General features: G+C 68.8%; 21 protein-coding genes. 7 read left to right on the forward strand and 14 right to left on the reverse strand.

Annotation, left to right across the window (positions count from 1 at the left end; genetic code table 11):
- The first annotated feature begins 201 nt into the window (after nucleotides 1–201).
- Nucleotides 202–2,547, forward strand: a complete 2,346-nt coding sequence (locus FHW78_RS12720) for a TonB-dependent hemoglobin/transferrin/lactoferrin family receptor (protein ID WP_183640856.1) — start codon at nucleotides 202–204, stop codon at nucleotides 2,545–2,547.
- 104 nt (nucleotides 2,548–2,651) lie between these two features.
- On the opposite strand, the gene FHW78_RS12725 is transcribed toward FHW78_RS12720, so the two are convergent.
- The gene (locus FHW78_RS12725) at nucleotides 2,652–3,998 is read right to left on the reverse strand and encodes a DEAD/DEAH box helicase (protein WP_183640858.1); all 1,347 of its coding nucleotides are present in this window, start codon (nucleotides 3,996–3,998) and stop codon (nucleotides 2,652–2,654) included.
- 386 nt (nucleotides 3,999–4,384) lie between these two features.
- Between FHW78_RS12725 and FHW78_RS12730 the strand changes: the two genes are divergently transcribed.
- Nucleotides 4,385–5,158 carry a helix-turn-helix domain-containing protein gene (locus FHW78_RS12730; protein WP_183640860.1) on the forward strand — a complete coding sequence of 258 codons (774 nt, stop codon included), beginning with the start codon at nucleotides 4,385–4,387 and terminating at the stop codon, nucleotides 5,156–5,158.
- A gap of 360 nt (nucleotides 5,159–5,518) precedes the next feature.
- Here the strand turns inward: FHW78_RS12730 and cydC are convergent, their stop codons facing one another.
- From cydC to ccoN, 12 genes are all read right to left on the reverse strand, one after another.
- On the reverse strand, nucleotides 5,519–7,237 hold the full coding sequence (cydC, locus tag FHW78_RS12735; RefSeq protein WP_183640862.1) for a thiol reductant ABC exporter subunit CydC: 1,719 nt from the start codon (nucleotides 7,235–7,237) through the stop codon (nucleotides 5,519–5,521).
- Entirely contained in the window at nucleotides 7,234–8,928 is a 1,695-nt protein-coding gene (gene cydD / locus FHW78_RS12740) for a thiol reductant ABC exporter subunit CydD (RefSeq protein WP_183640864.1), read from the reverse strand. Before cydD ends, cydC begins: the two co-directional genes overlap by 4 nt.
- Nucleotides 8,925–9,650 (reverse strand): sulfite exporter TauE/SafE family protein, encoded by a 726-nt coding sequence (locus FHW78_RS12745; protein ID WP_183640866.1) that lies wholly within the window; start codon nucleotides 9,648–9,650, stop codon nucleotides 8,925–8,927. Before FHW78_RS12745 ends, cydD begins: the two co-directional genes overlap by 4 nt.
- Complete coding sequence (gene ccoS / locus FHW78_RS12750; protein ID WP_183640868.1) at nucleotides 9,640–9,882, reverse strand: cbb3-type cytochrome oxidase assembly protein CcoS; 243 nt, start codon at nucleotides 9,880–9,882, stop codon at nucleotides 9,640–9,642. The genes FHW78_RS12745 and ccoS overlap by 11 nt, the downstream gene beginning before the upstream one ends.
- Nucleotides 9,879–12,284: a heavy metal translocating P-type ATPase gene (locus FHW78_RS12755; RefSeq protein WP_343205563.1), complete on the reverse strand. Its 2,406-nt coding sequence runs from the start codon at nucleotides 12,282–12,284 to the stop codon at nucleotides 9,879–9,881. Before FHW78_RS12755 ends, ccoS begins: the two co-directional genes overlap by 4 nt.
- The gene (locus tag FHW78_RS12760; protein WP_183640872.1) at nucleotides 12,281–12,793 is read right to left on the reverse strand and encodes a FixH family protein; all 513 of its coding nucleotides are present in this window, start codon (nucleotides 12,791–12,793) and stop codon (nucleotides 12,281–12,283) included. The genes FHW78_RS12755 and FHW78_RS12760 overlap by 4 nt, the downstream gene beginning before the upstream one ends.
- Nucleotides 12,790–14,340, reverse strand: coding sequence for a 4Fe-4S dicluster domain-containing protein (locus FHW78_RS12765; protein ID WP_183640874.1), 1,551 nt, complete (start codon nucleotides 14,338–14,340; stop codon nucleotides 12,790–12,792). Before FHW78_RS12765 ends, FHW78_RS12760 begins: the two co-directional genes overlap by 4 nt.
- 179 nt (nucleotides 14,341–14,519) lie before the next feature.
- Complete coding sequence (locus FHW78_RS12770; RefSeq protein WP_141454254.1) at nucleotides 14,520–14,816, reverse strand: hypothetical protein; 297 nt, start codon at nucleotides 14,814–14,816, stop codon at nucleotides 14,520–14,522.
- 17 nt (nucleotides 14,817–14,833) lie between these two features.
- Complete coding sequence (gene ccoP, locus FHW78_RS12775) at nucleotides 14,834–15,769, reverse strand: cytochrome-c oxidase, cbb3-type subunit III (protein ID WP_183640876.1); 936 nt, start codon at nucleotides 15,767–15,769, stop codon at nucleotides 14,834–14,836.
- Nucleotides 15,766–15,894: a cbb3-type cytochrome c oxidase subunit 3 gene (locus tag FHW78_RS12780; protein WP_318288375.1), complete on the reverse strand. Its 129-nt coding sequence runs from the start codon at nucleotides 15,892–15,894 to the stop codon at nucleotides 15,766–15,768. The genes ccoP and FHW78_RS12780 overlap by 4 nt, the downstream gene beginning before the upstream one ends.
- A 16-nt stretch (nucleotides 15,895–15,910) precedes the next feature.
- Entirely contained in the window at nucleotides 15,911–16,531 is a 621-nt protein-coding gene (gene ccoO / locus FHW78_RS12785) for a cytochrome-c oxidase, cbb3-type subunit II (protein WP_183640878.1), read from the reverse strand.
- A 13-nt stretch (nucleotides 16,532–16,544) separates the two neighbouring features.
- A complete protein-coding gene (gene ccoN, locus FHW78_RS12790; protein ID WP_183640879.1) occupies nucleotides 16,545–17,984 on the reverse strand; it encodes a cytochrome-c oxidase, cbb3-type subunit I in 1,440 nt (479 codons plus the stop codon).
- A gap of 226 nt (nucleotides 17,985–18,210) precedes the next feature.
- On the opposite strand from ccoN, the gene FHW78_RS12795 reads away from it, so the two are divergent.
- The 5 genes from FHW78_RS12795 to FHW78_RS12815 all read left to right on the forward strand — a co-directional run bounded on the left by FHW78_RS12795 (nucleotide 18,211) and on the right by FHW78_RS12815 (nucleotide 23,042).
- Entirely contained in the window at nucleotides 18,211–19,785 is a 1,575-nt protein-coding gene (locus FHW78_RS12795; protein WP_183640881.1) for a cytochrome ubiquinol oxidase subunit I, read from the forward strand.
- Between the two features lie 13 nt (nucleotides 19,786–19,798).
- Nucleotides 19,799–20,953: a cytochrome d ubiquinol oxidase subunit II gene (cydB, locus tag FHW78_RS12800; RefSeq protein ID WP_183640883.1), complete on the forward strand. Its 1,155-nt coding sequence runs from the start codon at nucleotides 19,799–19,801 to the stop codon at nucleotides 20,951–20,953.
- 12 nt (nucleotides 20,954–20,965) lie between these two features.
- Nucleotides 20,966–21,073: a cytochrome bd-I oxidase subunit CydX gene (gene cydX, locus FHW78_RS12805; protein WP_141454247.1), complete on the forward strand. Its 108-nt coding sequence runs from the start codon at nucleotides 20,966–20,968 to the stop codon at nucleotides 21,071–21,073.
- A gap of 329 nt (nucleotides 21,074–21,402) precedes the next feature.
- Complete coding sequence (locus FHW78_RS12810) at nucleotides 21,403–22,143, forward strand: SDR family NAD(P)-dependent oxidoreductase (protein WP_183640885.1); 741 nt, start codon at nucleotides 21,403–21,405, stop codon at nucleotides 22,141–22,143.
- 134 nt (nucleotides 22,144–22,277) lie between these two features.
- Nucleotides 22,278–23,042: a FadR/GntR family transcriptional regulator gene (locus FHW78_RS12815; RefSeq protein WP_183640887.1), complete on the forward strand. Its 765-nt coding sequence runs from the start codon at nucleotides 22,278–22,280 to the stop codon at nucleotides 23,040–23,042.
- A 19-nt stretch (nucleotides 23,043–23,061) separates the two neighbouring features.
- Here FHW78_RS12815 and FHW78_RS12820 read toward each other — a convergent pair whose 3' ends face one another.
- On the reverse strand, nucleotides 23,062–24,204 hold the full coding sequence (locus FHW78_RS12820) for an alpha-hydroxy acid oxidase (RefSeq protein WP_183640889.1): 1,143 nt from the start codon (nucleotides 24,202–24,204) through the stop codon (nucleotides 23,062–23,064).
- Nucleotides 24,205–24,223 lie beyond the last annotated feature (19 nt).

Below are 24,223 nucleotides of genomic sequence, written 5' to 3' on the forward strand. Positions count from 1 at the left end.
CGCGTCCTGCGCGGCGCCTTCCGTCGCGACGGCGCGTCGATCCCTGCCAACACCCGCGATAGCGGGCGTCACCCCACTTCCCGCATCGCCCGTGCGCGATGCCTTTCCCAGCAACGCAGGACCGCCGATGGCGGCGGCAGCCAGGACCGGAGCGCTCCCATCGAAGCGCGCATTTCCCTTCCCGACTGTCGGAGTTCCACCATGAAGCTGCCCCCCAGCCTGCTCGCGCTGGCCATCGCGTCGAGCCTGTCCTTCCCCCTGCACGCGGAAACCCCGTCCGATGCCGACGGCACCAAGACCTTCGACCCCGTCGAGGTCAAGGCCGCGCGTGAGAAGCGCAAGTCCGCCAACCAGAACGTCACCGTCATCGACGCCCGCCAGATGGAAAACGAGATGGCGGAGAGCATGGGAGACGTCATCCGCTACATCCCCGGCGTCAGCATCGTCGACCTCGGTCGCTTTGGCGACAACGGCTTCAACATCCGCGGCATCGAGGGCGATCGCGTCGCCTTGACCATCGATGGCCTGGGCATGGCCGAGAGCCTGGAGACGGCGCGCAGCTACGAATTCTTCCGCGCCGGGCGCGGTGGTTTGGACATCGATTCGCTGAAGACCGTGGAAGTGATCAAGGGACCGGATTCGATCGCCGCCGGCAGCGGCGCGCTGGGCGGCGCGGTGGTGTTCACCACCAAGGATCCGGCCGACTACCTGAAGCAGGAAGGCAATGACACCCACGTCGGCATGAAACTGGGATACACCAGCCACAACGACGAGAAACTCGGCTCGCTGACCCTGGCCAACCGCACCGGCATCGTCGAATCGATGCTGGTCTACACCCGGCGCAAGGCGCACGAATCCGAGGGCTGGTTCTCGAACACCGCGGTGGCAACCGGCAGCGCGCGCCGGTTGCCGGATCCGATCGATCACGACAGCACCAACGTGCTGGCCAAGGTCGATTTCGTGATCAGCGATGCGCACCGGTTGGGCGTGGTCTATGAGCGCAACCGGGTGGACAACCTGGTCGAGAACCTGAGCCGGGTCAGCGGGCCCGGCTACCTGGAGCGCTGGGGCGACGACAGCAGCGAACGTGACCGCTACGGCATCCGCTACCGGTGGGATGCCGGCAACGCCATGTTCGACACCCTGGAGTTGCAGGTCGATCGCCAGGAGACCAAGAGCCGCGGCATCACCCGCATCCTGACCGGCAGCGGTGCTTCCAGCACGCCGGCCACGCCGGTCACCACGCCGTGCACGCTCGCGCTGACCTGCCGGCGCGCCGAGGATCGCACCACCGAGCAGAGCCTGGACCGGGTGGCGCTGGACTTCGACAAGGCCCTGGACACCGGGCCGACCCGGCACGCGCTGGTCTATGGCGCGGCCTGGCAGCAGCGCGACATAGACTTCCTTGCCATCGACTATCGCTGGAACAACGCCGGGGCGCTGGACACCGCCACCGTGGACCCGGCGCAGGTGCCAAAGACCGATGCGACCTCCTGGAACCTGTATTTGCGGGATCGCATCGGCTTCCTGGAAGACCGCCTGCAGCTGACCCTGGGCGCGCGCTACGACCGCTATGACTACTCACCGCGGGTGGGTGGCACCTTCCTGGATCCCACCGGCAGCGTGCGCGACGTCAGTTTCGCCTCGCCCACCTGGCAGGCCGGCATCAGCTACCGGTTCCTGCCCAACCAGTCGCTGTGGCTGCAGGCCGGGCGCGGTTTCCGCGCGCCGACCACCGGCGAGATGTACGCGCCCACCAGCACCACCCAGATCACCGAAGTGGGAACCGGAAACACCGTGCTGGTGCCAACCGCGGCGGCCAATCCGGATCTGGAGGCGGAAAAGAGCCTGAGCGTGGAACTGGGCTATCGCTGGGAAAGCGACAACGCGCGTTTCGGCATCTCGGTGTTCCGCGATCGCTACGACAATTTCATCGAAAACACGCGAGTGACCGCCAATCCAGGCACCGAATACCGCACCTGCTCGCGCGGTACCTGCACCACCCGGCTCGGCTACGACTACAACACGCCGGCCAACGTCGGCGAAGTCACCGTGAAGGGCGTGGAGCTGGAAGGCCTGTGGCGACTGGGCGACGCCTGGCTGCTGCGCACGGCGTGGTCGCACAACGAGGGCGAGCAGAAGAACGGACGCCCGCTGGACAGCATCAACCCGGACAAGGGCGTGCTGGGCCTGAGCTGGCAGGGCTGGGATGACCGCCTGCGCATCACCGGCAACCTGACCCATTCGCTGGCCAAGAAGGGCCGCGACGTGGATCTGCAGCCGGACGTCTTCGGCCAGGTGCCGCAGCGGTTCCTGAGCGATGCCTACACGACGATCGATCTGTTCGGCAGCCTGCGCGTGAACGATCACCTGCGCATCAACGCCGGCGTGTACAACCTGATGGACGAGCGCTACTACCCGTGGGCGCGCATCCGCAACGTCACCCGCGGCGACTTCTACCTGTACGGCTACGCCACCGACGACGGCATCGGCCGCTACAGCGAACCGGGCCGCAACTATCGCGTGTCGGTGTCGTACAGCTTCTGAGCGGGTTCCGTTTCCGCCGCGCGTCCATCGCACCTGCCGGAAACGAAAAAGCCGCGTCGACGGACGTCGACGCGGCTGATCGGAGACGGCCTTCGCTGGAGCGATCAGCGTCCGGAACCACCCCCACGGCCACCGCGGGCGCCACGGCCTTCCTGGCGACGGCCCTGGCCCTGCGGCTTGGGACCGCCGGCATGGGCATGCCGCGGCGGGGCGGCGTGCGGACGGCGGTTGTGCTTGCGCGGTGCCTTGTTGCCGGCGGGACGATCGTCGCGGCCGGCCTGCGAGTTGCCCCAGCGGATCGGCACCTGCGGTTCGAAGCCGGGCACTTCCACGATGTCCAGATCGCGCTTGAGCATGCGGTTGATCTGGCGCAGCAGCTTGGCTTCGTCCTGGGCGACGATCGAAATCGCCTCGCCCTGCGCGCCGGCGCGGCCGGTGCGGCCGATGCGGTGCACGTAGTCCTCGGCCACCATCGGCAGGTCGAAGTTGATCACCCGCGGCAGCTGATCGATGTCGATGCCACGCGCGGCGATGTCGGTGGCGACCAGCACGTTGACGCGGCCGGCCTTGAAATCGCCCAGCGCACGCAGGCGCGCACCCTGCGACTTGTTGCCGTGGATGGCGGCGGCGCGCACGCCGCTCTTTTCCAGGAACGTCGCCAGCTTGTCGCAGCCGTGCTTGGTGCGGCCGAACACCAGCGTCTGCACGCGGCTGTCCGCGGCCAGCAGGTGCAGCAGCAGTTCGCGCTTGCGGCCGCCGTCGACCGGATGCACGCGGTGGGCGATGGTGTCGGCGACGGTGTTGTTCGGGGTCACCTGCACCTGCTGCGGCTCGCGCATGAACTCCAGCGCCAGATCGCGGATCGGATCGGCGAAGGTGGCCGAGAACAGCAGGGTCTGCCGGTTCTGCCGCGGCAGCTTGGCGAGGATGCGCTTGATCGAGGGCAGGAAGCCCATGTCGAGCATGCGATCGGCCTCGTCCAGCACCAGCACCTCGATGCCGGACAGGTCGATGCTGCGGCGCTCGATGTGATCGATCAGGCGGCCCGGGCAGGCGATCACCAGATCCACGCCACGGCGCAGCGCGTCCAGCTGGTTGCCCATGCCGACGCCGCCGTAGATGGTGGTGCTGGGGATGCGCAGGTACTTGCCGTAGGTACGCAGGCTGTCGTGCACCTGCACGGCCAGTTCGCGGGTCGGGGTCAGGATCAGCGCGCGCGGCTTGCGGCCACCGCGCGGGGCGACTTCCTGCGGGGTGGTGGCCAGGTACTGGATCAGCGGCAGGCCGAACGCGGCGGTCTTGCCGGTGCCGGTCTGGGCGCCGGCCAGCAGGTCGTGACCCGCCAGCGCCAGCGGAATGGCCTGGGCCTGGACGGGGGTGGGCTCGGTGTAGCCCTGCTCGTCCAGCGCGCGCAGCAGTGCCGGCGCCAGGCCGAGGGATTCGAACGTCATTGCGGAATACTCCAAAGGCGGCGGACGCCACCCGCGCCGACAACGCGCGGTCAGGCGCGGCGGCGATGGCGGATCGGCCGTTTACCCGTAGCGTTCCCTGGAAACCGCGCTGCGAGAGGGGAAAAAGGCGGAAGACGCCACATGGCGACTCCGGGTTTGCACAGCGAAAGCAGTCGGAGTGGGGCGGATGCGGGACCGCGGGGGACCGGCATCGGCGGACCGTCGGGGAAACGAACGGCCGCTGGCAAACGGCGCGCACTTTAACCGATTCCGGGCGCCAGCGGGGATTTTATGGACCGGGAGGGGCGGTTTTCCGTTCAGCCGAAAGGAATGCCGCGCCGGGCCGATATACTATAAGCCCCTGTTTTCTCGACCCGACCGCCCCCATGAGCCTGCGCGTACTGCGTCACAACGGACAGCCCGTTGTCCCCGGGAGCCGAGGGGACGCCGATCCCCTGGCCGGCCCGGCCCAGGGCGACTGCGTCGGTTGCCAGGTCCGCCACCTGGCGGTCTGCGCGGCACTGCCGCTGGACCAGGCGCGGGCGCTGGAGACCCTGGCCGGCGACATTCCGCTCAAGGCCGGCGAAGTGCTGGCGCGGGAAGGCGACTCCCGCCGCGAGGTGTTCACCGTCACCGCCGGCGCGCTGCGCCGGATCCGCCTGCTGGCCGACGGCCGCCGGCTGGTGGCCGGCTTCCTGATGCCGGGCGATTTCATCGGCTTCAGCGGCGCCACCCACTACCGCCATTCGATCGAGGCGATCGTCGACAGCGAGCTGTGCGCCTTCACCATGCAGGACATGCGCACGTTGTGCGCGCGCTATCCGGAACTGGAGCGCGAATTGCTGGAACGCGCCTGCGTGGAGCTGGACGCCACCCGCGACAACCTGATGTCGCTGGCGCGGATGACCCCGCTGGAGCGGCTGGCCTCGTTCCTGCTGGACATGCACGCGCGCCGCCGCCGCCAGGGTTACAGCGGCGACGAGGTGGTGCTGCCGATGTCGCGCACCGACATCGCCGACTACCTGGGCCTGACCGTGGAAACCGTCAGCCGCAGCTTCACCCGCCTGCGCCAGGACGGGCTGATCGCCACCGATGACCCGCACCGGGTGAGCCTGAAGGATCGCAAGCGCCTGGCCGCGCTCGCCGAAATGCGCGAGTAAGCCGGCGTCGTCCGCTCGAAATACATGCGTGGAGCGGAGCTTGCTCCGCTTTCCTTTTGCCTGTTATGCGGATGATGGCCTGACGTGCGCATGAGACATCGCGGGGCGGAGCGAGCTCCGCTCTACGAAGAGGCGATGTGGTTTGGCGTAGAGCGGAGCTTGCTCCGCTTTCTTTTTGCCTGTTGTGCGGACGATGGCTTGACGTGCGCGTGAGGCATCGCGGAGCGGAGCGAGCTCCGCTCTACGAAGAGGCGATGTGGCTTGGCATGGAGCGGAGCTTGCTCCGCATTCTTTTTGCCTGTTGTGCGGACGATGGCCTGACGTGCGCATGAGGCATCGCGAAGCGGAGCGAGCTCCGCTCTACGAAGAGGCGATGTGGCTTGGTGTAGAGCGGAGCTCGCTCCGCTCCTCGGGATCCGGCCAAAGGCGGCCGTCGATCAGGCGGTGGCTTTCGTGGACGGTGCCGGGGGGCAGGGGCGCGTGGGTGATGATCAGGACCGCGCGATCGGCGACGGCCTCGGCGATATCGCGCATCAGCGCGTCGGCGGTGTCCTGGTCCAGGCCTTCGGTGGGTTCGTCGAGCAGCAGCAGCGGAGTATCGCGCAACAGCGCGCGCGCCAGTGCCAGGCGCCGCGCCTGGCCGGCCGAGAGGGTCGCGCCGCTTTCGCCGACCCAGCCATCGAGGCCGTCGCTCCAGTTTCGTACCAGCGTGTCCAGCCGGACCTGCGCCAGCGCCCGCCACAGCTTTGCATCGTCGGCGCCGGGATCGCCGATGCGCAGGTTGTCGCGCACGCTGCCGGCGAAGACCGGCGCGTCCTGCGGCAGCCAGGCCTGGCGTGCATGCCAGTCGGCGCCGCGGAACCGGCGCAGATCGTGGCCCGCGTAAAGCAGCCGGCCTGCGTCGGGATCGCGCAGGCGCAGCAGCAATGCGAGAAGCGATGACTTGCCGGCGCCGCTGTCGCCGCGGATGGCGATGCGACGTCCCGGCGCGAGCACCAGATCCACGCCATCCAGCAGCCGGCGCGCTTCGCCCGGCCAAGCGAAGGCCACGCCTTCCAGCACCAGCGGACCGTGCGCGGGCACGGGGACGGGATCGGCGGGATCGTCGATCTCCGGTTGCTGCATCGCCACCTCGTCCAGCCGCCGCGCGGAGGCGCGCGCGGCCTGCCAGGCCTGCCATGCCACGCCGATGCCGGCGGCGGCTTCCAGCAGGGCGAGAGTCATGAAGAACAGGCCGCCCGCCGCGGGCGCGGACAATCGCCGCGCATCGACCGCGTCGAACAGCAGCCAGCCCAGCGCCGGCAGCAGCGCCGCCGCCAGCAGGCCGTGGAGCAACACGCCGAGCGCGAGCCGCCGCTTGCGCTGGCGCTCCCGTCCGGCCAGTGCCACTGCGTCCGCGTCCACCCGCGCCAGCCAACCGTCCACCGCGTCGAGCGCGACCAGATCGCTGGCGCCTTCCAGCCCTTCGAGCACCGCGTAGCGCAGGCGCGCGCGTGCTTCGGCGCGTTCGCGTTCCAGGCCGCGCGCGCCGGCCTGTATCGCCCACGGCACCGCCACCGCGATCAGGACGAACGCCACCGCCAGCAACAGTCCGGCGACGGGCAGCCGCCAGGCTGCGACGGCGACACCGATCGACAGCACCGTCGCCAGCGACACCAGCGGCCCGAGCGCGCGCACCAGCAGGCCGTCGGCCGCCTCGATGTCGGCGACCAGTCGCGCCAGCAGATCGCCCACGCGATAGCGCCCCAGCCCCAGCGGCGCCAGTGGCAGCGCGCGGCGGAAGAACCACACCCGCAGATCCTTCGCCAGCGCCAGGGTGACGTCGTGGCCGACCAGCTTTTCCGCGTAGCGCGAGAGGATGCGGGCGAAGGTGAATGCACGGATGCCGGCCGAGGGACCGAAGAAGTTGAAGCCGATCGCCGCGCTGCCGGCCAGCGCCGCGGCGGTGAGGAAATGCCCGGCCAGGCCGAGCAGGCCGGTGCCGGCCAGCAGGGTGATCAGCAGCAGCGCGAAGGTCAGCGCGATGCCGCCGGCATGGCGGCGCAACACGCCGCGCAGATCGTCCGGCCGCGCGCTCATGGCGACGCCTCCGGCACACGCGGGCATGCGTGGTGGAGATCCAGCACGCGCCCAGCCATCCGCATCGCCGCCGGACTGTGGGTGGCCATGATCAGCGTGCGTCCGCGCGCGAACTCCGCCAGCGCCTGGAGCACGGCCTGTTCGGTTTCCGGGTCGAGGAAGGCGGTGGGTTCGTCCAGCAACAGCAGGCCGGGTTTGCGCAGGAACAATCGGGCCAGCGCCACGCGCCGCGCCTCGCCGCCGGACAGGCCGAAGCCGCGCTCGCCGATGGCGGTATGCAGGCCTTGCGGCAGGCGCCGGGCGAAGCGCATCACCTGGGCGGTCTCGGCGGCGTGTTCCAGCTCCGCGTCGCTGGCGTCGGGCGCGGCGATACGCAGGTTGTCGGCCAGCGTGCCCTGGAACAGGAACGGTCGCTGCGGGGCATAGCCGATGCGCGGCGGCGTGTCGTATTGGATTGATCCTTCGGCGGGCGGCAGCCAGCCGGCCAGCGCTTCCAGCAGCGTGCTCTTGCCACCGCCGCTGGCGCCCGCGATCGCGAGGTGTCCACCGGCTTCCAGCGCGAACGAGAGATCCCGCAGCGCCAGCGGCGCACCGGCGGCGGGACGCAGCGCCAGGCGTTCCACCCGCAGCGCCGGCGCGCGCGGATCGCTGGCCGCGTTCGCGGTCGTCGGCGATGGCGGCGCGGTCTCGGGTTCGATGTCTTCCAGCAGCTGCGCCATCTCGCCCGCCGCGGCCAGCGCGGCGGCGCGATCGTGGTAATGCGTCGCCAGCCGCCGCAGCGGCGCGTAGAACTCCGGCGCCAGCAGCAGGCAGAACACGCCGGTCGCCAGATCCAGCGGCGGTCCGCGCAGATCGAGCATGCCCAGGTAGGACAGGCCCAGGTACAGCGCGATCATCGCCACGCTCAGCGAGGCGAAGAACTCCAGCACCGCCGAGGACAGGAAGGCGATGCGCAGGACCTTCAGGCTGCTGCTGCGCAGGCCTTCGGCGGCCTGTTCGATGCCGGCCAGTTCGCTGTCGCCGCGTCCGTACAGGCGGATCAGGCCGAGGCCGCGCAGGCGATCGGCGAAATGGCCGCCCATCCGCGCCAGCGCCTGCAACTGGCGGCGGCTGGCCGCTTCCGCGCCCCAGCCCACCAGCATCATGAAGATCGGCGCCAGTGGCAGGGTCAGCAGCAGGATCAGGCCGACCACGCGGTCGGCCCAGAACGCGCCGATCAGGATCAGCAACGGCACCGCCACCACTTCCAGCCGCACCGGCAGGAAACCGCCGAGGTAGCCTTCCAGCGCATCGACGTGGCCGCCGAGCGTCTCGGCGAGTTCGCCGCTGCGCCGGTGGCGCAGCCAACGCGGGCCGCGCGCGATCAGGCGGCGCGCCAGCCGTGCACGTACCTGCACGCGCACCGTTTCCACCGCTTCGTCGGCCAACCGCCGCGACGCCCATCCGAGCAACGCGCGCAACATGCCGACGACGGCCAGTCCGACCAGCAGCGCCGCCACCGCGCGCACCGGCGCATGGTCTACGAAGACCTGTTGCATCGCCCGCGCGATCAGCAGCGCCTGCGGCACCAGCAGCGCGCCAGCCAGCACCGTGCAGACGCCGGCCAGGCGCAGCGGACGCGCGCCGAGCGCGGCGAATGCCTTCAGGTGTCGCGCCGCGTCGGGCGCGCGCGCATCCGCCACGTCGCTCATGTCGGCAGGGTGCGGCAGCCCAGCGCGCTGAGCAGGCCATGCAGTGCCGGCGCGTGCGCCAGCCACGGTCCGGCGAGGGTGAGCAGGCCGGCGAACAGCACGATCATCGCCGCGCCCATGCGCGCGCCCGGCCGTTGCAGCCAGCGGCCCATGCGCGCGCCCGACCAGGTCAGCGGCACCATCATCGGCAGCGTGCCCAGGCCGAAGGCAAGCATGGTCAGCGCGCTGTCGCGCGCATTGGCCTGCAACCACGCGGCGGTCAGCAGGCTCAGGCTGAGTCCGCAGGGCAGCCAGCCCCACAGCATGCCCAGCGCGATCCGGCGCCACGCGCGATCGGCGGGCAGCAGGCGCGATTGCAACGGCCGCAACCACTGCCACACGCGCGCCGCCGGACGCGACAGGAACTGCAGGCGCGCGCGCCGATCCAGCAGGCGCAGCGCGACCAGCACCAGCACCACGCCCACCGCCATGCGCAGGACCAGTGCCAGGTTGTCGAATCGGAACACTTTCAGCAGCCCGCCGCCGAAACCGCCGACGATCGCGCCGGCCAGCACATAGCCGCCGACCCGGCCGAGGTTGACCTGCAAGGCCGCGCCCCAGCCGCGTTGCGGGCTCATCGCGGAGAATCCGGTGGCGATGCCGCCGCACATCGCGGCGCAATGCACGCCGCCCAGCAGGCCGCTCAGCAGCGCCGCGAGCAGGGTGAGGCTGTCAACCGGCATCGTCCTTGCCCGTGTCGCGCGCCGCGTCCGTCGCGGGTGCCGCGCCGTCGCCTTCCGGTGCGGATGGCTTCGACGCGTGCGCGGGTTTCCGCGCGTCCTCGTCGTCGAGGATGTCCAGCGCGGGCGTGTCCAGATCGTCGAACTGGCCGCGCCGCACCGCCCAGATGAAGGCGGCGACCGCCAGGCCCAGCAGCACCAGGCTGATCGGAATGAGCATCAACAGAATGGTCATGGTGCGGACTTGCTCGTGGGCACGCGGGTCAGGCGCAGGGCGTTGGCGGTGACCAGCAGCGAGGATAGCGCCATTCCCAGCGCGGCCAGCCACGGGGTGACCTTGCCGGTGGCGGCCAGCGGCAGCGCCAGCACGTTGTAGGCCAGCGCCCAGGCCAGGTTCTCGCGGATGATCCGGCGGGTGCGGCGGGCCAGATCCACGGTGGCGGGCAGGCGCGACAGCGAGGTGCCGGTCATCACCAGGTCCGCCGCGCGCTGCGCCAGCGGCGCACCCTGGCCCATCGCCACCGACACGTCCGCGCCGGCCAGCACCGGCGCGTCGTTGATGCCGTCGCCGACCATCGCGACGATCCGGCCCTGCGCCTGCAGTTCATGCACGAAGGCGAGCTTGTCCTCCGGCGTTTGCCGCGCGCGCGGATCGGCGATGTCCATTTCCGCGGCGAAGCGCTGCACCGGCGCGACGCCGTCGCCGCTGGCCAGATGCACCGCGTAGCCCTGCGCGCGCAGCGCCGCCAGCGCGTCCCGGGCGTCGGGACGCGCCGATTCGCGCAGCACGAACCGCGCGACGGCACGCGTGCCATCGCCCAGCCAGATCGCCCCATCGTCTTCGCCGCCGCTGGCGAACCCGGCCTGGCCCAGCCGCCACGCCTGGCCATCGATGTGGCCCTGCACGCCCCGGCCGGTGACGGTTTCCACCCGCTCGGCGCGCAGCGTGTCCACGTCCGCGTCGGTGGCGGCCTGGAGGAACGCGGCGGCCAGCGGATGGCCGCTGTCGCGCTCCAGCGCCGCGGCCAGCGCGAGCGCGCGCGAACGATCGAAACCGTCCAGGCCCTGCGCCTCCACGCTCAACGCGCGCGGATCGCTGAGCGTGCCGGTCTTGTCGAACACGATGTCGCTGGCGCGCGAGAGCGTGTCCAGCGCATCGGCGCGGGTCGCCAGCACGCCCAGCTTCGCCAGGGTGCCGTGCGCGGCGGCCAGCGCGGTCGGCACCGACAGCGACAGCGCGCAAGGACAACTGATCACCAGCAACGCCAGGGTCACCTCGAAGGCGCGCGCGGGATCGTGGAAATACCAGAACACGTACACCGCCAGCGCCGCCAGCAGCAGGCCGGCGACGAAGCGGCCGCCGATGCGATCGGCCGCGCGCGCGATCGGCGGCCGGTGCGCCTGCGCCTGATCGACCAGCCGCGCCAGCTGCGAGAGCCGGGTGGCGCTGCCGACGTCGGTGACCCGCAGCCGCGCCGGGTGCTCGCGGCACACGGTGCCGGCGTAGACCGACGCGCCGGCGCGCTTGTGGATGGGATGCGACTCGCCGGTCAGCAGCGCTTCCTCGAACACCGCGTCGGTGTCCAGCAGCACGCCGTCGGCGGGCACGTTGTCGCCGGCGGCCACCCGCACCACGTCGCCGGCGGCGAGGCTGCCGACCGCCACCGACTCGCGGCTGCCGTCGGCGCGCTCGCGGGTGGCGAAGGCGGGGCGCGCCCGCGCCAGCGCATCGACCTGGGCGGTGGCGATGTTGCGCGCGCGCTGTTCCAGCATGCGCGCGGCCAGCAGCAGGAACACGAACATCACCGCCGCGTCGTACCAGACATGCACGCCGCCACGGATGGTTTCGACCAGGCTGGCCAGGTAGGCGAGCAGGGTGGAACCGGCGATCAGCGTGTCCATGCCGAGGTGGCGTTCGCGCAGTTCGCGCCAGGCGCCGGCCAGGAACGGCCAGCCGGAGTAGAACACCACCGGCGTGGACACCAGGAAGGTCAGCCAGCGGAAGAAATCGCGCGTGGGCACCGGCATCGTCCGGTCCACGTCCAGGTACAGCGCCTCGGCGAACATCATCGCCTGCAATGCGCCCAGCCCGGCGATGCCCAGCCGCAGCAGCCAGCGCTTGCGCTCGTCCAGGCGCGCGCGTTCGCTGGCCTCGCCACCGGCCAGGTAAGGCCGGTAGCCGAGCATGGACAGCCGCTGCAGGATCCGCGACAGCGCCGCGCGCTGCGGATCCCAGGCGATGCGGATGCGTCCGGTCACCGCGTTGGCGGTGCTGTCGAGCACGCCCTCCTCGCGGGTGAGCGCGCGGTCGATCAGCCAGGCGCAGGCGGCGCAGCGCATGCCGTCGGTGAGCAGGATGATCTCGCGCCCGCCGGTGACCGGATGGCTGTGTTCGGCCTGCAACTCCTCGCGATCCCAGATGCCCAGATCGACGGGCTCGGCGTCCACGCGTCCGGCCGCGGCGCTGCGCAGGCGGTAGTAGCTGCCCAGGTCCGAATGGCGGATCCATTCGGCCGCCGCGGCGCAGCCTTCGCAGCAGAATCCCGCGGTCTGGCCGTCCAGCGGACGCAGGACCGGTGCGGCCGGCAGCGCCTCGCCGCAGTGGTAGCAATGCGGCGAAGGCGCCGTTGCGCTCACGAGGCGGCGTCGTCCTGCAACGAGGGCGACAGGTGCGTGGCGCGCTGCGCCTTGGGCAGGCGGCCGCGCAGGCGCCATTGGCCGTCGGCCGGGCCGAGTTGCACCTTCCACGCGTGCGAGGCGTCCACCGCTTCATCCAGACGCCAGCCGTTGCCGGCCGGCGGCAGGCGCAGGCGGCGATCCTCCTCGGCCTTGGTCGGATGTTGCAGATGCAGCTCCAGCGGCGCGCGGCGATCGAATTCGCCGCTGACCGGAATGACTTCCACGACGCCCGCGTCCACCCGCAGCACCGCCGCCAGCTTCATCGACTGCGCACGCTGGTCCGGACCGAGGTCGGTGGTCTGGATTTGCGCCATCCGATCCACCTTGTCGGTGACCGCGTCGGCGCCGCCGGCGCGCACGGAGATGTAGACCAGGCCGACGCCGGCGACGATCGAGGCGATCGGCAGGCCGATCACCAGCCACATCACCGGAATGCGCCAGAGGGGAACTTTGGGTTGCGGGGTCATGGGGCGGGTCCGAAGTAGCTGCTCTCGACGATCTTGGTGGACACGCCGTCCTCGCGTTCGACGCGGATGCGGATGGCGTGCCGGCCGGTCACGCTGGACGGCGCGGTCGCGACCAGCGGCAGCGACAGCACTTCCTCGGCATCGGCCTGGATCTGCTTGCCGCCACCGGCCAGGGTGATGCCGGCGGTGTCCGATTCCAGCACGATGCGGTAATGGTGCGATTGCTGATCCTTGTTGACCAGCTTGAGCGTGTAGCTGTTCTCGATGCGTCCGCCGCCGACGTCGCGGTACAGCGCGTTGCGATCACGCAGCACCTCGGCGATCACGTCGCTGCGGTGGGTCACGCCCCAGGCCCAGGCGGCCAGCAGCGCCAGCAGGATGGTGCCGTAGACGAACACGCGCGGACGCAGCACGCGGGTGCCCTTGCCGTCGATGGCGTTCTGGGTCGAATAGCGGATCAGGCCATTGGGATAGCCCATCTTGCCCATCACGTCGTCGCAGGCGTCGATGCAGGCGCCGCAGGCGATGCACTCGTATTGCAGGCCGTTGCGGATGTCGATGCCGGTCGGACACACCTGCACGCAGATGGTGCAGTCGATGCAGTCGCCCAGCTGATCCGGGGCGAACTTCGGCAGCGGCTCGGCGTGCGCGCCGGCGCCAGCAAAGGTGATGGTGCCGCGCGCGTGCAGGCGGTTGTCGGCCGCGGTGGGATGCTGGTACGCGCGGAACACGTAGTCGTAGGCGGTGGCCTTGTCGAGCAGGCCGCGAGCGCGTTCCAGCACGCTGCCCAGGCCGCGCTTGCGCGGGCCACGCGGTTCGCCGCGCATCGGGTCGTAGGCGATGATCAGGGTGTTGCGGTCGAACATCGCGCTCTGGAAGCGCGCGTAGGGGCACATGTACTTGCACACCTGCTCGCGCAGGAAACCGGCGTTGCCCCAGGTGGCCAGCGCGTAGAACAGCACCCAGAAGGTTTCCCAGCCGCCCCATTCCAGCGGCGCGCGCACGGCCAGATCGCGGATCGGAGTGAAGAAGCCGACGAAGGTGAAGCCGGTCCACAGCGCGAACAGCAGCCAGATCGCGTGCTTGCCGCCCTTGCGCAGGATCTTCTGCCCGTTCCAGGGGCCGGCGTCCAGCTTCATGCGCTGGCCGCGGTCGCCCTCGGTCCAGCGCTCCATCCACAGGAACACTTCGGTCCACACCGTCTGCGGGCAGGCGTACCCGCAGAACAGGCGCCCGGCCAGGGTGGTGAAGAAGAACAGCGCCATCGCCGCGATGATCAGCAGCAGCGCCAGGAACAGGAAGTCCTGCGGCCAGAACGACAGCCCGAACACGTAGAACTTGCGCGCCGGCAGATCGAACAGCACCGCCTGGCGGCCGTCCCAGCGCAGCCACGGGAACACGTAGAACATGCCCAGCAGCCAGAACACCGCGGCCACGCGCAGGCGGTTGAGGCGGCCGGACACGTCGCGCGGGTAGATCTTGCGTTCGCTGACGTAGAGCGAATTGCCCTGGTCGTCCACCACGTCGATCGGGATCTGCCGGCTCATGGCGATACTCCGTTGCGCGATGGGAGCTGGGATTTGCGGTAAAGCGGAATCGGAACGTTCATGGCATGGCTTCGCCGGGGGTTACCGGCGTGGCGTTGAGGGAGTACCGGACGGATCCAGTCTCCGGCGCGCACGACAGAAGCGGGAGCGACGGTTTGTCGCAGGCCCGCTCCAGGCTTTCATTCCGGCGGCAGCGCGCGGTTGAAGCGGCTGGAGGGCCGCAGGAGTATCCAGGTGAACAGGCTGGACGAGGCGGTCGCCAGCCAGAACATGAAGAAGCCCAGCGTGTAGCCGAGCTCGCGGGTCAACGGCCAGTCGGGGAAGGTCGCGTCGCGCAGCTGGAGCGGATCCACGAAGGCGAAGAACACCATCGTCGCCACGCCCGCCGCGAAGAAACTGGGCCAGAGGATGGCCCCGATCCGCTGTGCCAGCGGGCGGGGCGGGTGGTCCAGTCGGGGTTCGCTGAAATCGGTCATGGCGACGACGTTTCCTTCTATGGCGTGGCGGCGGCGGTTTCCTTGTTGCCCTTGTGCGACAGCGACCAGACATACGCGGCGACCAGGCGCGCGCGGGTCTCGCCGAGGAGCTCACGGTGCGCCGGCATGATGCCATGGCGGCCCTTGCCGATGGTCTGGCGCAGGCTTTCGCTGCTGTCACCGTACAACCAGTAGTCGTCGGTCAGGTCGGGCGCGCCGAGATCCGGATTGCCCTTGCCTTCGACGCCGTGGCAGGCCACGCACACGCCTTCGTACAGCTTCTTGCCCTGGGAGGCGGGGAAGTTGTTGATCAGCTGGTCCGGATGGCCCAGCGTGCGCACGTAGGCGATGGTGTAGTCGACCGCGTTCGGGCCGCCCATGCCGGTCAGCGCGGTACCCCATTCGGGCATCACGCCGTCGCGGCCGTCGAGCACCGTTTCCAGCACCTTCTCGGGCGAGCCGCCCCAGTGCCAGATGTCGTCGGTCAGGTTGGGATAGCCGATCGCACCCTGCGCGGACGAACCGTGGCAGGTGGCGCAGGTGTTGTTGAAGATCGAACGGCCCAGCGACAGCGCCTTCGGATCCTGCGCCAGCCTGTCGATGGCCTGGTCCGCGTAGGGCTTGAAGGTCTGTTCCAGCTTGGCGTCTTCCACCTTCTTCTTGGCGGCATGTTCGCCGGCGGAGGACCAGTCGGCGGCGCCGGCGTAGCCGCCCAGGCCGCCATACCACGCGATGTAGCCGATGCCGAACGCGATGGTCAGGTAGAACATGTTGATCCACCAGCGCGGCAAGGGCTTGTTGTACTCGGTCAGATCGCCGTCCCAGACATGGCTGGTTTCCTCCGGCGCCGGATCGCCCGGGCGACGGCGCGCCGTCCACCACAGCAACCACGCGCAGCCGACGATGTTCAGCGCCACCAGGGCGATGACGTACCACGACCAGCCGCTGTTCATGCCTTGTACTCCTCGTCTTCCTCGTTCAGCGGCAGCGCCGCGGCGTCATCGAATTCGGCCTTGCGGCGCGGGCTCCATACCCAGATCCAGCCGCCGATGAACAACACCAGCAGGATTGCGGTCACGATTCCGGACACCATCTCAGCCTCCCCGCGGTGCGTGCTTGCCGAGCGCCTGCAGGTACGCCACCACGGCGTCCAGCTCGGTCTTGCCCTTCAGTTCCTCGGGCGCGGCCTTGATCTCGGCATCGGTGTAGGGGTCGCCCAGCGCCTTCAGCGCGCCCATCCGCCGCGCGGTGGCTTCGCCGTCGACCTTGTTCTTCTCCAGCCAGGGGAAGCCGGGCATGTTCGACTCGGGCACCACGTCGCGCGGGTTGATCAGGTGCACGCGATGCCAGTCGTCGGAGTAGCGGCCGCCGACCCGGGCCAGGTCCGGGCCGGTGCGCTTGCTGCCCCACTGGAACGGACGGTCGTACACCGACTCGCCGGCCAGCGAATAGTGGCCGTAGCGCTCGCTCTCGAAGCGCAGGGTGCGGACCATCTGCGAGTGGCAGTTGTAGCAGCCTTCGCGGACGTACACGTCGCGGCCGGCCAGTTGCAGGGCCGGGTAGGGCTTGACCCCATCCAGCGGCTTGATGGCCTCGGCCTGGAACATCAGCGGCACGATCTCGGCCAGGCCGCCGAACGACACGACCACCGCGATCAGGATGGCCATCAGGCCGATGTTCTTCTCGATTTTCTCGTGGGAGTTGCTGTTGCTCATGTCGGTCTCGTCCTCAGGCGCGCACTTCGGAAACGTCAACCGGCAGGATCGGTTGCGGTGCGGTCGAACGCGCGGATGCAAACGTCTTCCAGGTATTCCACGCCATCACGCCCATGCCGCTCAGCACCAGCAGGCCGCCGCCCAGGCGGATCAGGTAGTACGGATAGGTGGCGTTGAGCGCCTCGACGAAGCTGTAGGTCAGCGTGCCGTCGGCGTTGGTGGCGCGCCACATCAGGCCCTGCATGACGCCGGCGATCCACATCGAGGCGATGTAGAACACCACGCCCAGGGTATGCAGCCAGAAGTGCAGGTCGATGGCCTTGGTCGAGAACATGCTGTCCCGGCCCAGCAGGCGCGGCAGCAGCGCGTAGATCGAACCCACCGAGATCATCGCCACCCAGCCCAGCGCGCCGGCGTGCACGTGGCCGACCGTCCAGTCGGTGTAGTGGCTCAGCGAGTTGACCGTCTTGATCGACATCATCGGTCCCTCGAAGGTCGCGATCATGTAGAACGACACGGCGACGATCAGGAACTTCAGGATCGGGTCGGTGCGCAGCTTGTGCCACACGCCGGACAGGGTCAGGATGCCGTTCAGCGCACCGCCCCACGACGGCGCCAGCAGGATCAGCGAGAACACCATGCCCAGCGACTGCGCCCAGTCAGGCAGCGCGGTGTAGTGCAGGTGGTGCGGACCGGCCCACATGTAGACCGCGATCAGCGCCCAGAAGTGGACGATCGACAGCCGGTAGGAGTAGACCGGGCGGCCGGCCTGCTTGGGCACGAAGTAATACATCATGCCGAGGAAGCCGGCGGTCAGGAAGAAACCGACCGCGTTGTGGCCGTACCACCACTGCACCATCGCATCGACCGCGCCGCTGTAGACCGGGTAGGACTTGGTGAAGCCGACCGGGATGGCGATGTTGTTGACGATGTGCAGCAGGGCCACGGCGATGATGTAGGCGCCGTAGAACCAGTTGGCCACGTAGATGTGCTTGACCGCGCGCTTGGCGATGGTGCCGAAGAACAGCACCGCGTAGGCCACCCAGACCACCGTGATCAGCAGGTCGACCGGCCATTCCAGCTCGGCGTACTCCTTGCCCTGGGTCATGCCCAGCGGGAGGGTGATCGCGGCCGCCAGGATCACCGCCTGCCAGCCCCAGAACACGAACGCGGCCAGCTTGTCCGAGATCAGCCGGACGTGGCAGGTGCGCTGGACCACGTGCAGGCTGGTCGCGAACAGGGCGCTGCCGCCGAACGCGAAGATCACCGCATTGGTATGCAGGGGGCGCAGCCGGCCATAGCTGAGCCATGGCAGATCGAAATTCAGCGCCGGCCAGTACAACTGGGCGGCGATGAACACGCCCACGGCCATCCCCACGATGCCCCAGACCACGGTCATCACCGCGAACTGGCGCACCACCTTGTCGTTATAAGTACCCCGCACGCTCTGCATGCCACCTGCTCCTAGGCTCAACACCATGATCTTCAGCCCCATCGGCCCCCGCCCACATTGATTTGAATCAACCGGGAGGGGGGAAATACGGACAGGGAGTGGTCAGCGAACCACGGGCGGCATGTTGGCAACCCGGGACGAGGTCCAGGGTGCGACAGATTGTCACCCCCGCCCTTGCCCGGCAGGGGTCTAGAATCCCCCTCGACACCGCTGCCGAGCCTCCCTCATGCCGGACATGACCGTTGTCGAGCTGTCCCGCCTGCAATTCGCCCTCACGGCGATGTACCACTTCCTGTTCGTGCCACTGACCCTGGGCCTGTCCTTCATGGTGGCCATCATGGAGAGCGTCTACGTCATGACCGGACGGGACGTGTGGCGGCGGATGACCCTGTTCTGGGGCACCCTGTTCGGGGTGAACTTTGCCATGGGCGTCGCCACTGGTATTGTAATGGAGTTCCAGTTCGGGACCAATTGGTCTTATTACAGCCACTACGTCGGCGACATCTTCGGCGCTCCGCTGGCAATCGAGGGCCTGATGGCCTTCTTCCTGGAAGCGACCTTCATCGGCCTGTTCTTCTTCGGCTGGAACCGGCTCAGCCGGGTCCAGCACCTGGCGGTCACCTGGCTGGTCGCGCTGGCGACCAACTTCTCGGCGCTGTGGATCCTGGTCGCCAACGGCTGGATGCAGAACCCGGTCGGGGCGGTGTTCAACCCCGAGACCATGCGCATGGAGATCACCGACTTCATGGCGGTGATCTTCAACCCGGTCGCGCAGGCCAAGTTCGTCCACACGGTCAGCGCCGGCTACGTGACCGGGGCGATGTTCGTCATGTCGATCAGCGCGTTCTACCTGCTGCGCGGCCGCAACGCCGACTTCGCCAAGCGTTCGATGGCGGTGGCGGCCAGCTTCGGCCTGGCCGCGGCGTTGTCGGTGGTGGTGCTGGGCGACGAGAGTGGCTACGCGGTCGGCGAGAACCAGAAGATGAAGCTGGCCGCGATCGAGGCGATGTGGGAAACCGAGCCGGCACCGGCGGGCTTCAACGCCTTCGCCATTCCCGACCAGGAAACCCGCACCAACCACTACGCGGTGCATATCCCCTACGTGATGGGGATCATCGGCACCCGTTCGCTCAACAAGGAGATGCCGGGCATCCTGGAACTGGTCGAGCGCGCCGAGGGGCGCATCCGCAACGGCATCGTCGCCTACGAGAACCTGCAGAAACTGCGCGCCAACCGCGGTGATTCCCACGCGCGCTACATGTTCGAAACCCACTGGCGCGACATCGGCCACGCCCTGCTGCTGAAGAAGTACCGCGAGGACATCGCCAACGCGACCGACGAGGAGATCGTCAAGGCCGCGTTCGACACCGTGCCGCACGTGGCGCCGCTGTTCTGGAGCTTCCGCCTGATGGTCGGACTGGGCTTCTACTTCATCGCCTTCTTCGCCTTCGCGTTCTGGCTTGCCAGCAAACACCAGCTGGACAAGCGGCGCTGGTTCCTGCGGCTGGCCTTCTACAGCCTGCCGTTGCCATGGATCGCGATCGAGGCCGGCTGGCTGATCGCCGAGTACGGCCGCCAGCCGTGGGTGATCGATGGCGTGCTGCCGACCTTCTTCGCCGCCTCGGGCCTGAAGCTGCACCAGATCCTGATCACCCTGAGCGGCTTCGTCACGATTTATACGGTGCTGGCGGTGGTCGAAATATGGCTGATGCGCAAGCTGATCCTGAAGGGCCCGGAAGAGCTCTCACCGGAACCGCACGGCGCGACCGCATCCGCCACCCCGCCGGCCACGGCGATCTGAGAGGAGCGCGTCCATGGACACCATTCCGCTCGACTATCCGACCCTGCGCCTGATCTGGTGGGCGCTGCTGGGCATCCTGCTGATCGGCTTCGCGGTGATGGACGGCTTCGATCTGGGCGTGGCGACGCTGCTGCCGGCAGTGGCCCGCACCGACGAGGAACGCCGGATCACGCTGAACGTGATCGGCCCGGTGTGGGAGGGCAACCAGGTCTGGCTGATCGTCGGCGGCGCCGCGATCTTCGCCGCCTGGCCGCCGCTGTACGCGGTCAGCTTCTCCGGCTTCTACATCGCCATGTTCCTGATCCTGGTCGCGCTGATCCTGCGCCCGGTCGGTTTCAAGTTCCGCAGCAAGGTGCCGGACCCTCGCTGGCGCGCGGTATGGGACTGGGCGTTGTTCGTCAGCGGGCTGGTGCCGGCACTGGTATTCGGCGTGGCGATGGGCAACGTGCTGCTCGGCGCGCCGTTCACCTTCGACGACATCCTGCGTCCCCACTACGAGGGCGGCCTGTTCGGGTTGCTCACGCCCTTCGCGCTGCTGTGCGGCCTGGTCAGCGTGTGCATGCTGGTCGCCCATGGCGCCGGCCGGCTGGCGATGAAGACCGACGGCGCGATCGCCCGGCGCGCGCGCCGCTACGGCAGCGTGGCCGCGATCGCCACCGCGGTGCTGTTCGTCATCGGCGGTGTCTGGCTGGCCAAGGGATTGAATGGTTACGTGTTGCAGGTCGCCATGGATCCGGCCGGTCCGTCCAATCCGCTGGCCAAGGTGGTGATCGCGCAGCCGGGCGCGTGGATGGGCAACTACGCGCGCTGGCCGGTGATCTGGCTGTTCCCGGTGCTGGGTGTGCTGGGTGCGCTGCTGAGCGCGCTCTGCCTGCGCGCGGGCAAGGGCGGACTGGCGTTCCTGTCCTCGGCGCTGGCGATTGCCGGCATCCTGCTGACCTTCGGCCTGACCACCTTTCCTTTCCTGCTGCCGTCCTCGCTAAATCCCGGCGCCAGCCTGATGGTGTGGGATGCGTCCTCCAGCCACCTGACGCTGTTCATCATGCTGCTGGTGACCGCGTTCTTCCTGCCGATCATCCTGGCCTACACGGCCTGGGTATACCGGGTGATGCGCGGCAAGGTCGGCGAGGACAGCCTGGATCACGACCAGAATCCGAACGCTTACTGAGGAGAAGCACGCATGTGGTATTTCAGCTGGATACTCGGCGCCGGACTCGCGGCCAGCTTCGCCATCCTCAATGGCATGTGGTACGAGATGCGGGATACGGACAAGCGCAAGAGCGATTGAGTGGAGAGCGGCGGCGTGCCCGTGCACGCCATCTCCGCAAGCCAATGCCGCCAGCGTGTCGCGTGGCGAATCCCCGGCATGTCCCTGCCTGCATCGCCATTCCATCATTGTCCCGGCGAATGCCGTGATCCATTTGCCGTGATGGTGAGTGGTCCTGGACGTCGAGAAACCCGGCGAAAATGGATTCCAGGTTTCGCTGGAATGACGGCGGTGCGACGACTGGGACAATGTGATTCGACTGTCATTGGCGCTGGACTCGGCATGGGTAAAGGCAGCAGGGACTAACCTGTTGAAAGTTCACATCGGCCCCCACGGCCAGGAGCGTCAACATGGATTTCAACAACAAGGTCGTCATCGTCACCGGTGGTGCCAGCGGCATCGGCGAGGCCAGCGCGAAGCTGTTCGCAGAGCGCGGCGCGCATGTGGTGATCGCGGATTTCTCGGATCACGGGCAGGCGGTCGCCGACGCACTGTCGAAGCAGGGCGCGAAATCCCTGTTCGTGAAGACCGACGTCACCGACAGCGCGGCGGTGCAGCGGATGGTGGCGGAAACCGTCGCCGCGTTCGGTCGCATCGACGTGCTGTTCGCCAACGCCGGCATCGCCGCCGACGGTCCGATCGACCAGCTGTCCGAAGCGGCCTGGGACCGCACCATCGGCATCAACCTCACCGGTGTCTATCTGTGCGACAAGTACGTCATCGAGCAGATGCTCAAGCAGGGTGGCGGCGTCATAGTCAATTGCGGTTCCATCCACAGCCACGTCGGCAAGCAGGGCGTCACCGCCTACGCGGCGGCCAAGGGCGGCGTGAAGCTGCTGACCCAGACCCTGGCCATCGACTACGGCGCGCGCGGCATCCGCGTCAATGCGGTCTGCCCGGGTTACATCGACACGCCGCTGCTGAAGGACGTCCCGGCCGAGGGCAGGTACGCGCTGGAGAAGCTGCATCCGATGGGCCGGCTGGGCCGGGCGGAGGAAGTCGCTCGTGCGGTGCTGTTCCTCGCCAGTGACGATGCTTCCTTCGTCAATGGCGCCTCGTTGCTGGTAGACGGCGGCTACACGGCGCAGTGACGAATCGGGAGCGCGGGGCGCGGTGCGCCCCGCCGCTTCGGTACACGCCGGCCCCGACCGTCCGGGACGGTACGGGGATTGGCCTATAATCGCCGCATGTTCCCAGCAAGCCCGCCGGATGCGGAGCCCCGGACATGCCAGTCAAGAGCATCCAGAACCGCCGTCTTTACCAGCAGATCGCCGACCAGCTGCGCGGCATGATCAACCGTGGCGAATTTCCGCCGGGCAGCTACCTGCCGCCGGAGCGCGAGCTATCACAGCAGTTCGGGGTCAGCCGCACCTCGCTGCGCGAGGCGCTGATCGCGCTGGAGGTGCTGGGCCTGGTGCGGGTCCGGGTGGGCGACGGGGTCAGCGTGGTGGGGCCGGACGCCGACGAGGCGCCGCCGGCCGAACATGCGCTGGATCGCGCCCGCCAGCTCAATCCGTGGACGCTGGATCCGGAACTGGGCGTGGTGGCCGATTTCGATGCCGAGATTCCGCCGTTCTCATTGCTGAGCGCCCGCCGGCTGGTGGAACCGGAAACCGCCGCGCTAGCGGCCGAGAACGCCACCGACGACCAGATCGCCGGCATCGAGGAAGCCCTGCAGCGCAACATCGCCGACAACCAGCACGCCTCGACCACCCATCCCGGCGACCGGCTGCTGCATATCCGCATCGCCGACGCCAGCGGCAACCCCGCCTATTCGCTGCTGATCCGGCACCTGCTGGGCCACCAGTACGGAGCGATGTTCCAGCGCGTGCAGGCGCTGTACACGGTGGAAGACATGCCGCGCCGCTCGGAGCTGGAGCACGAGGCCATCGTCGATGCGATCCGCGACCGCGATCCGGAGGCCGCACGCGCGGCGATGGAACGGCACCTGGATTCGGTGATCCGGATCTTCTCCGGCGGCGAGCGCTGACGCCGGGCAGCCGTCGACCCTAGGGCCGCCACAACACCTGCGGACCGATCTCGCGCACGTCGCGGGTGCCGGTCAGCGCCATGCTCACGTCCAGCTCGCGGCGGATCAGGTCCAGCGCGGTGGTGACGCCGCGTTCGCCCATCGCACCCAAGCCGTACAGGAAGGCCTTGCCGATCAGCGTGGCGCGCGCACCCAGCGCCAGCGCCTTGAGCACGTCCTGGCCGCTGCGCACGCCGCTGTCGAACCAGATCTCGCAGCGGTCGCCGACCGCCGCCACCACCTGCGGCAAGGCGAGGATCGCCGGCGGCGCGGAATCGAGCTGGCGGCCACCATGGTTGGACACCACGATCACATCCGCACCGGCATCGACCGCCGCACGCGCGTCGTCCGCGTCCAGGATGCCCTTCACAATCAGCTTGCCCGGCCACAGCGAACGCACCCAGGCCACGTCCTGCCAGCTGAGGGTGGGATCGAACTGACTGCCGATCCACTGCGACAGCGTGGTCATGCCCTTGCCGCCGCCGGGAATGAAACCGGCCAGGTTGCCGAAATTGCGGTGCGGCGTGCGCAGCATGCCCCACGCCCAGCGCGGTCGGCGCAGCAGATCCAGCGCGTTGCCCACGGTCAGTCTGGGCGGCACGGTCAGGCCATTCTTGATGTCGCGATGGCGCTGGCCCTGGATTTGCAAATCGGCCGTGAGCACCAGCGCGGAGCATTGCGCGGTCTTTGCGCGCTGGATCAGGGATGCGGCGAAATCGCGATCGCGCATCACGTAGAGCTGGAACCAGAACGGCTTTTCCACCGCCGCGCGCACCGCCTCGATGGAGCAGATCGACACCGTGCTGAGGGTGAACGGCACGCCGGCGGCCTGGGCCGCGCGCGCGGCGAGGATTTCGCCGTCCGCGTGGAGGATGCCGGTCAGTCCGGTCGGCGCCAATCCCACCGGCATGCTCACCGCTTCACCGGCCATGGTGGTGGCCAGCGATCGCTGGTCCACATCGATCATCACCCGCTGGCGCAGCATCAGCGCGTCCAGCGCGCGACGATTGCCGTTGAGGGTGTGCTCGTCATACGAGCCGCGGTCGACGTAGTCGAAGATCGCGCGCGGCGCGCGGCGCATCGCCAGCTGGCGGAGATCCTCGTTGCAGGTGATCGGGGTCATGATGGAAACGGTTCGGGTC

This window comes from Pseudoxanthomonas sp. OG2 (assembly GCF_014192765.1).
Classification (GTDB): domain Bacteria; phylum Pseudomonadota; class Gammaproteobacteria; order Xanthomonadales; family Xanthomonadaceae; genus Pseudoxanthomonas_A; species Pseudoxanthomonas_A beigongshangi.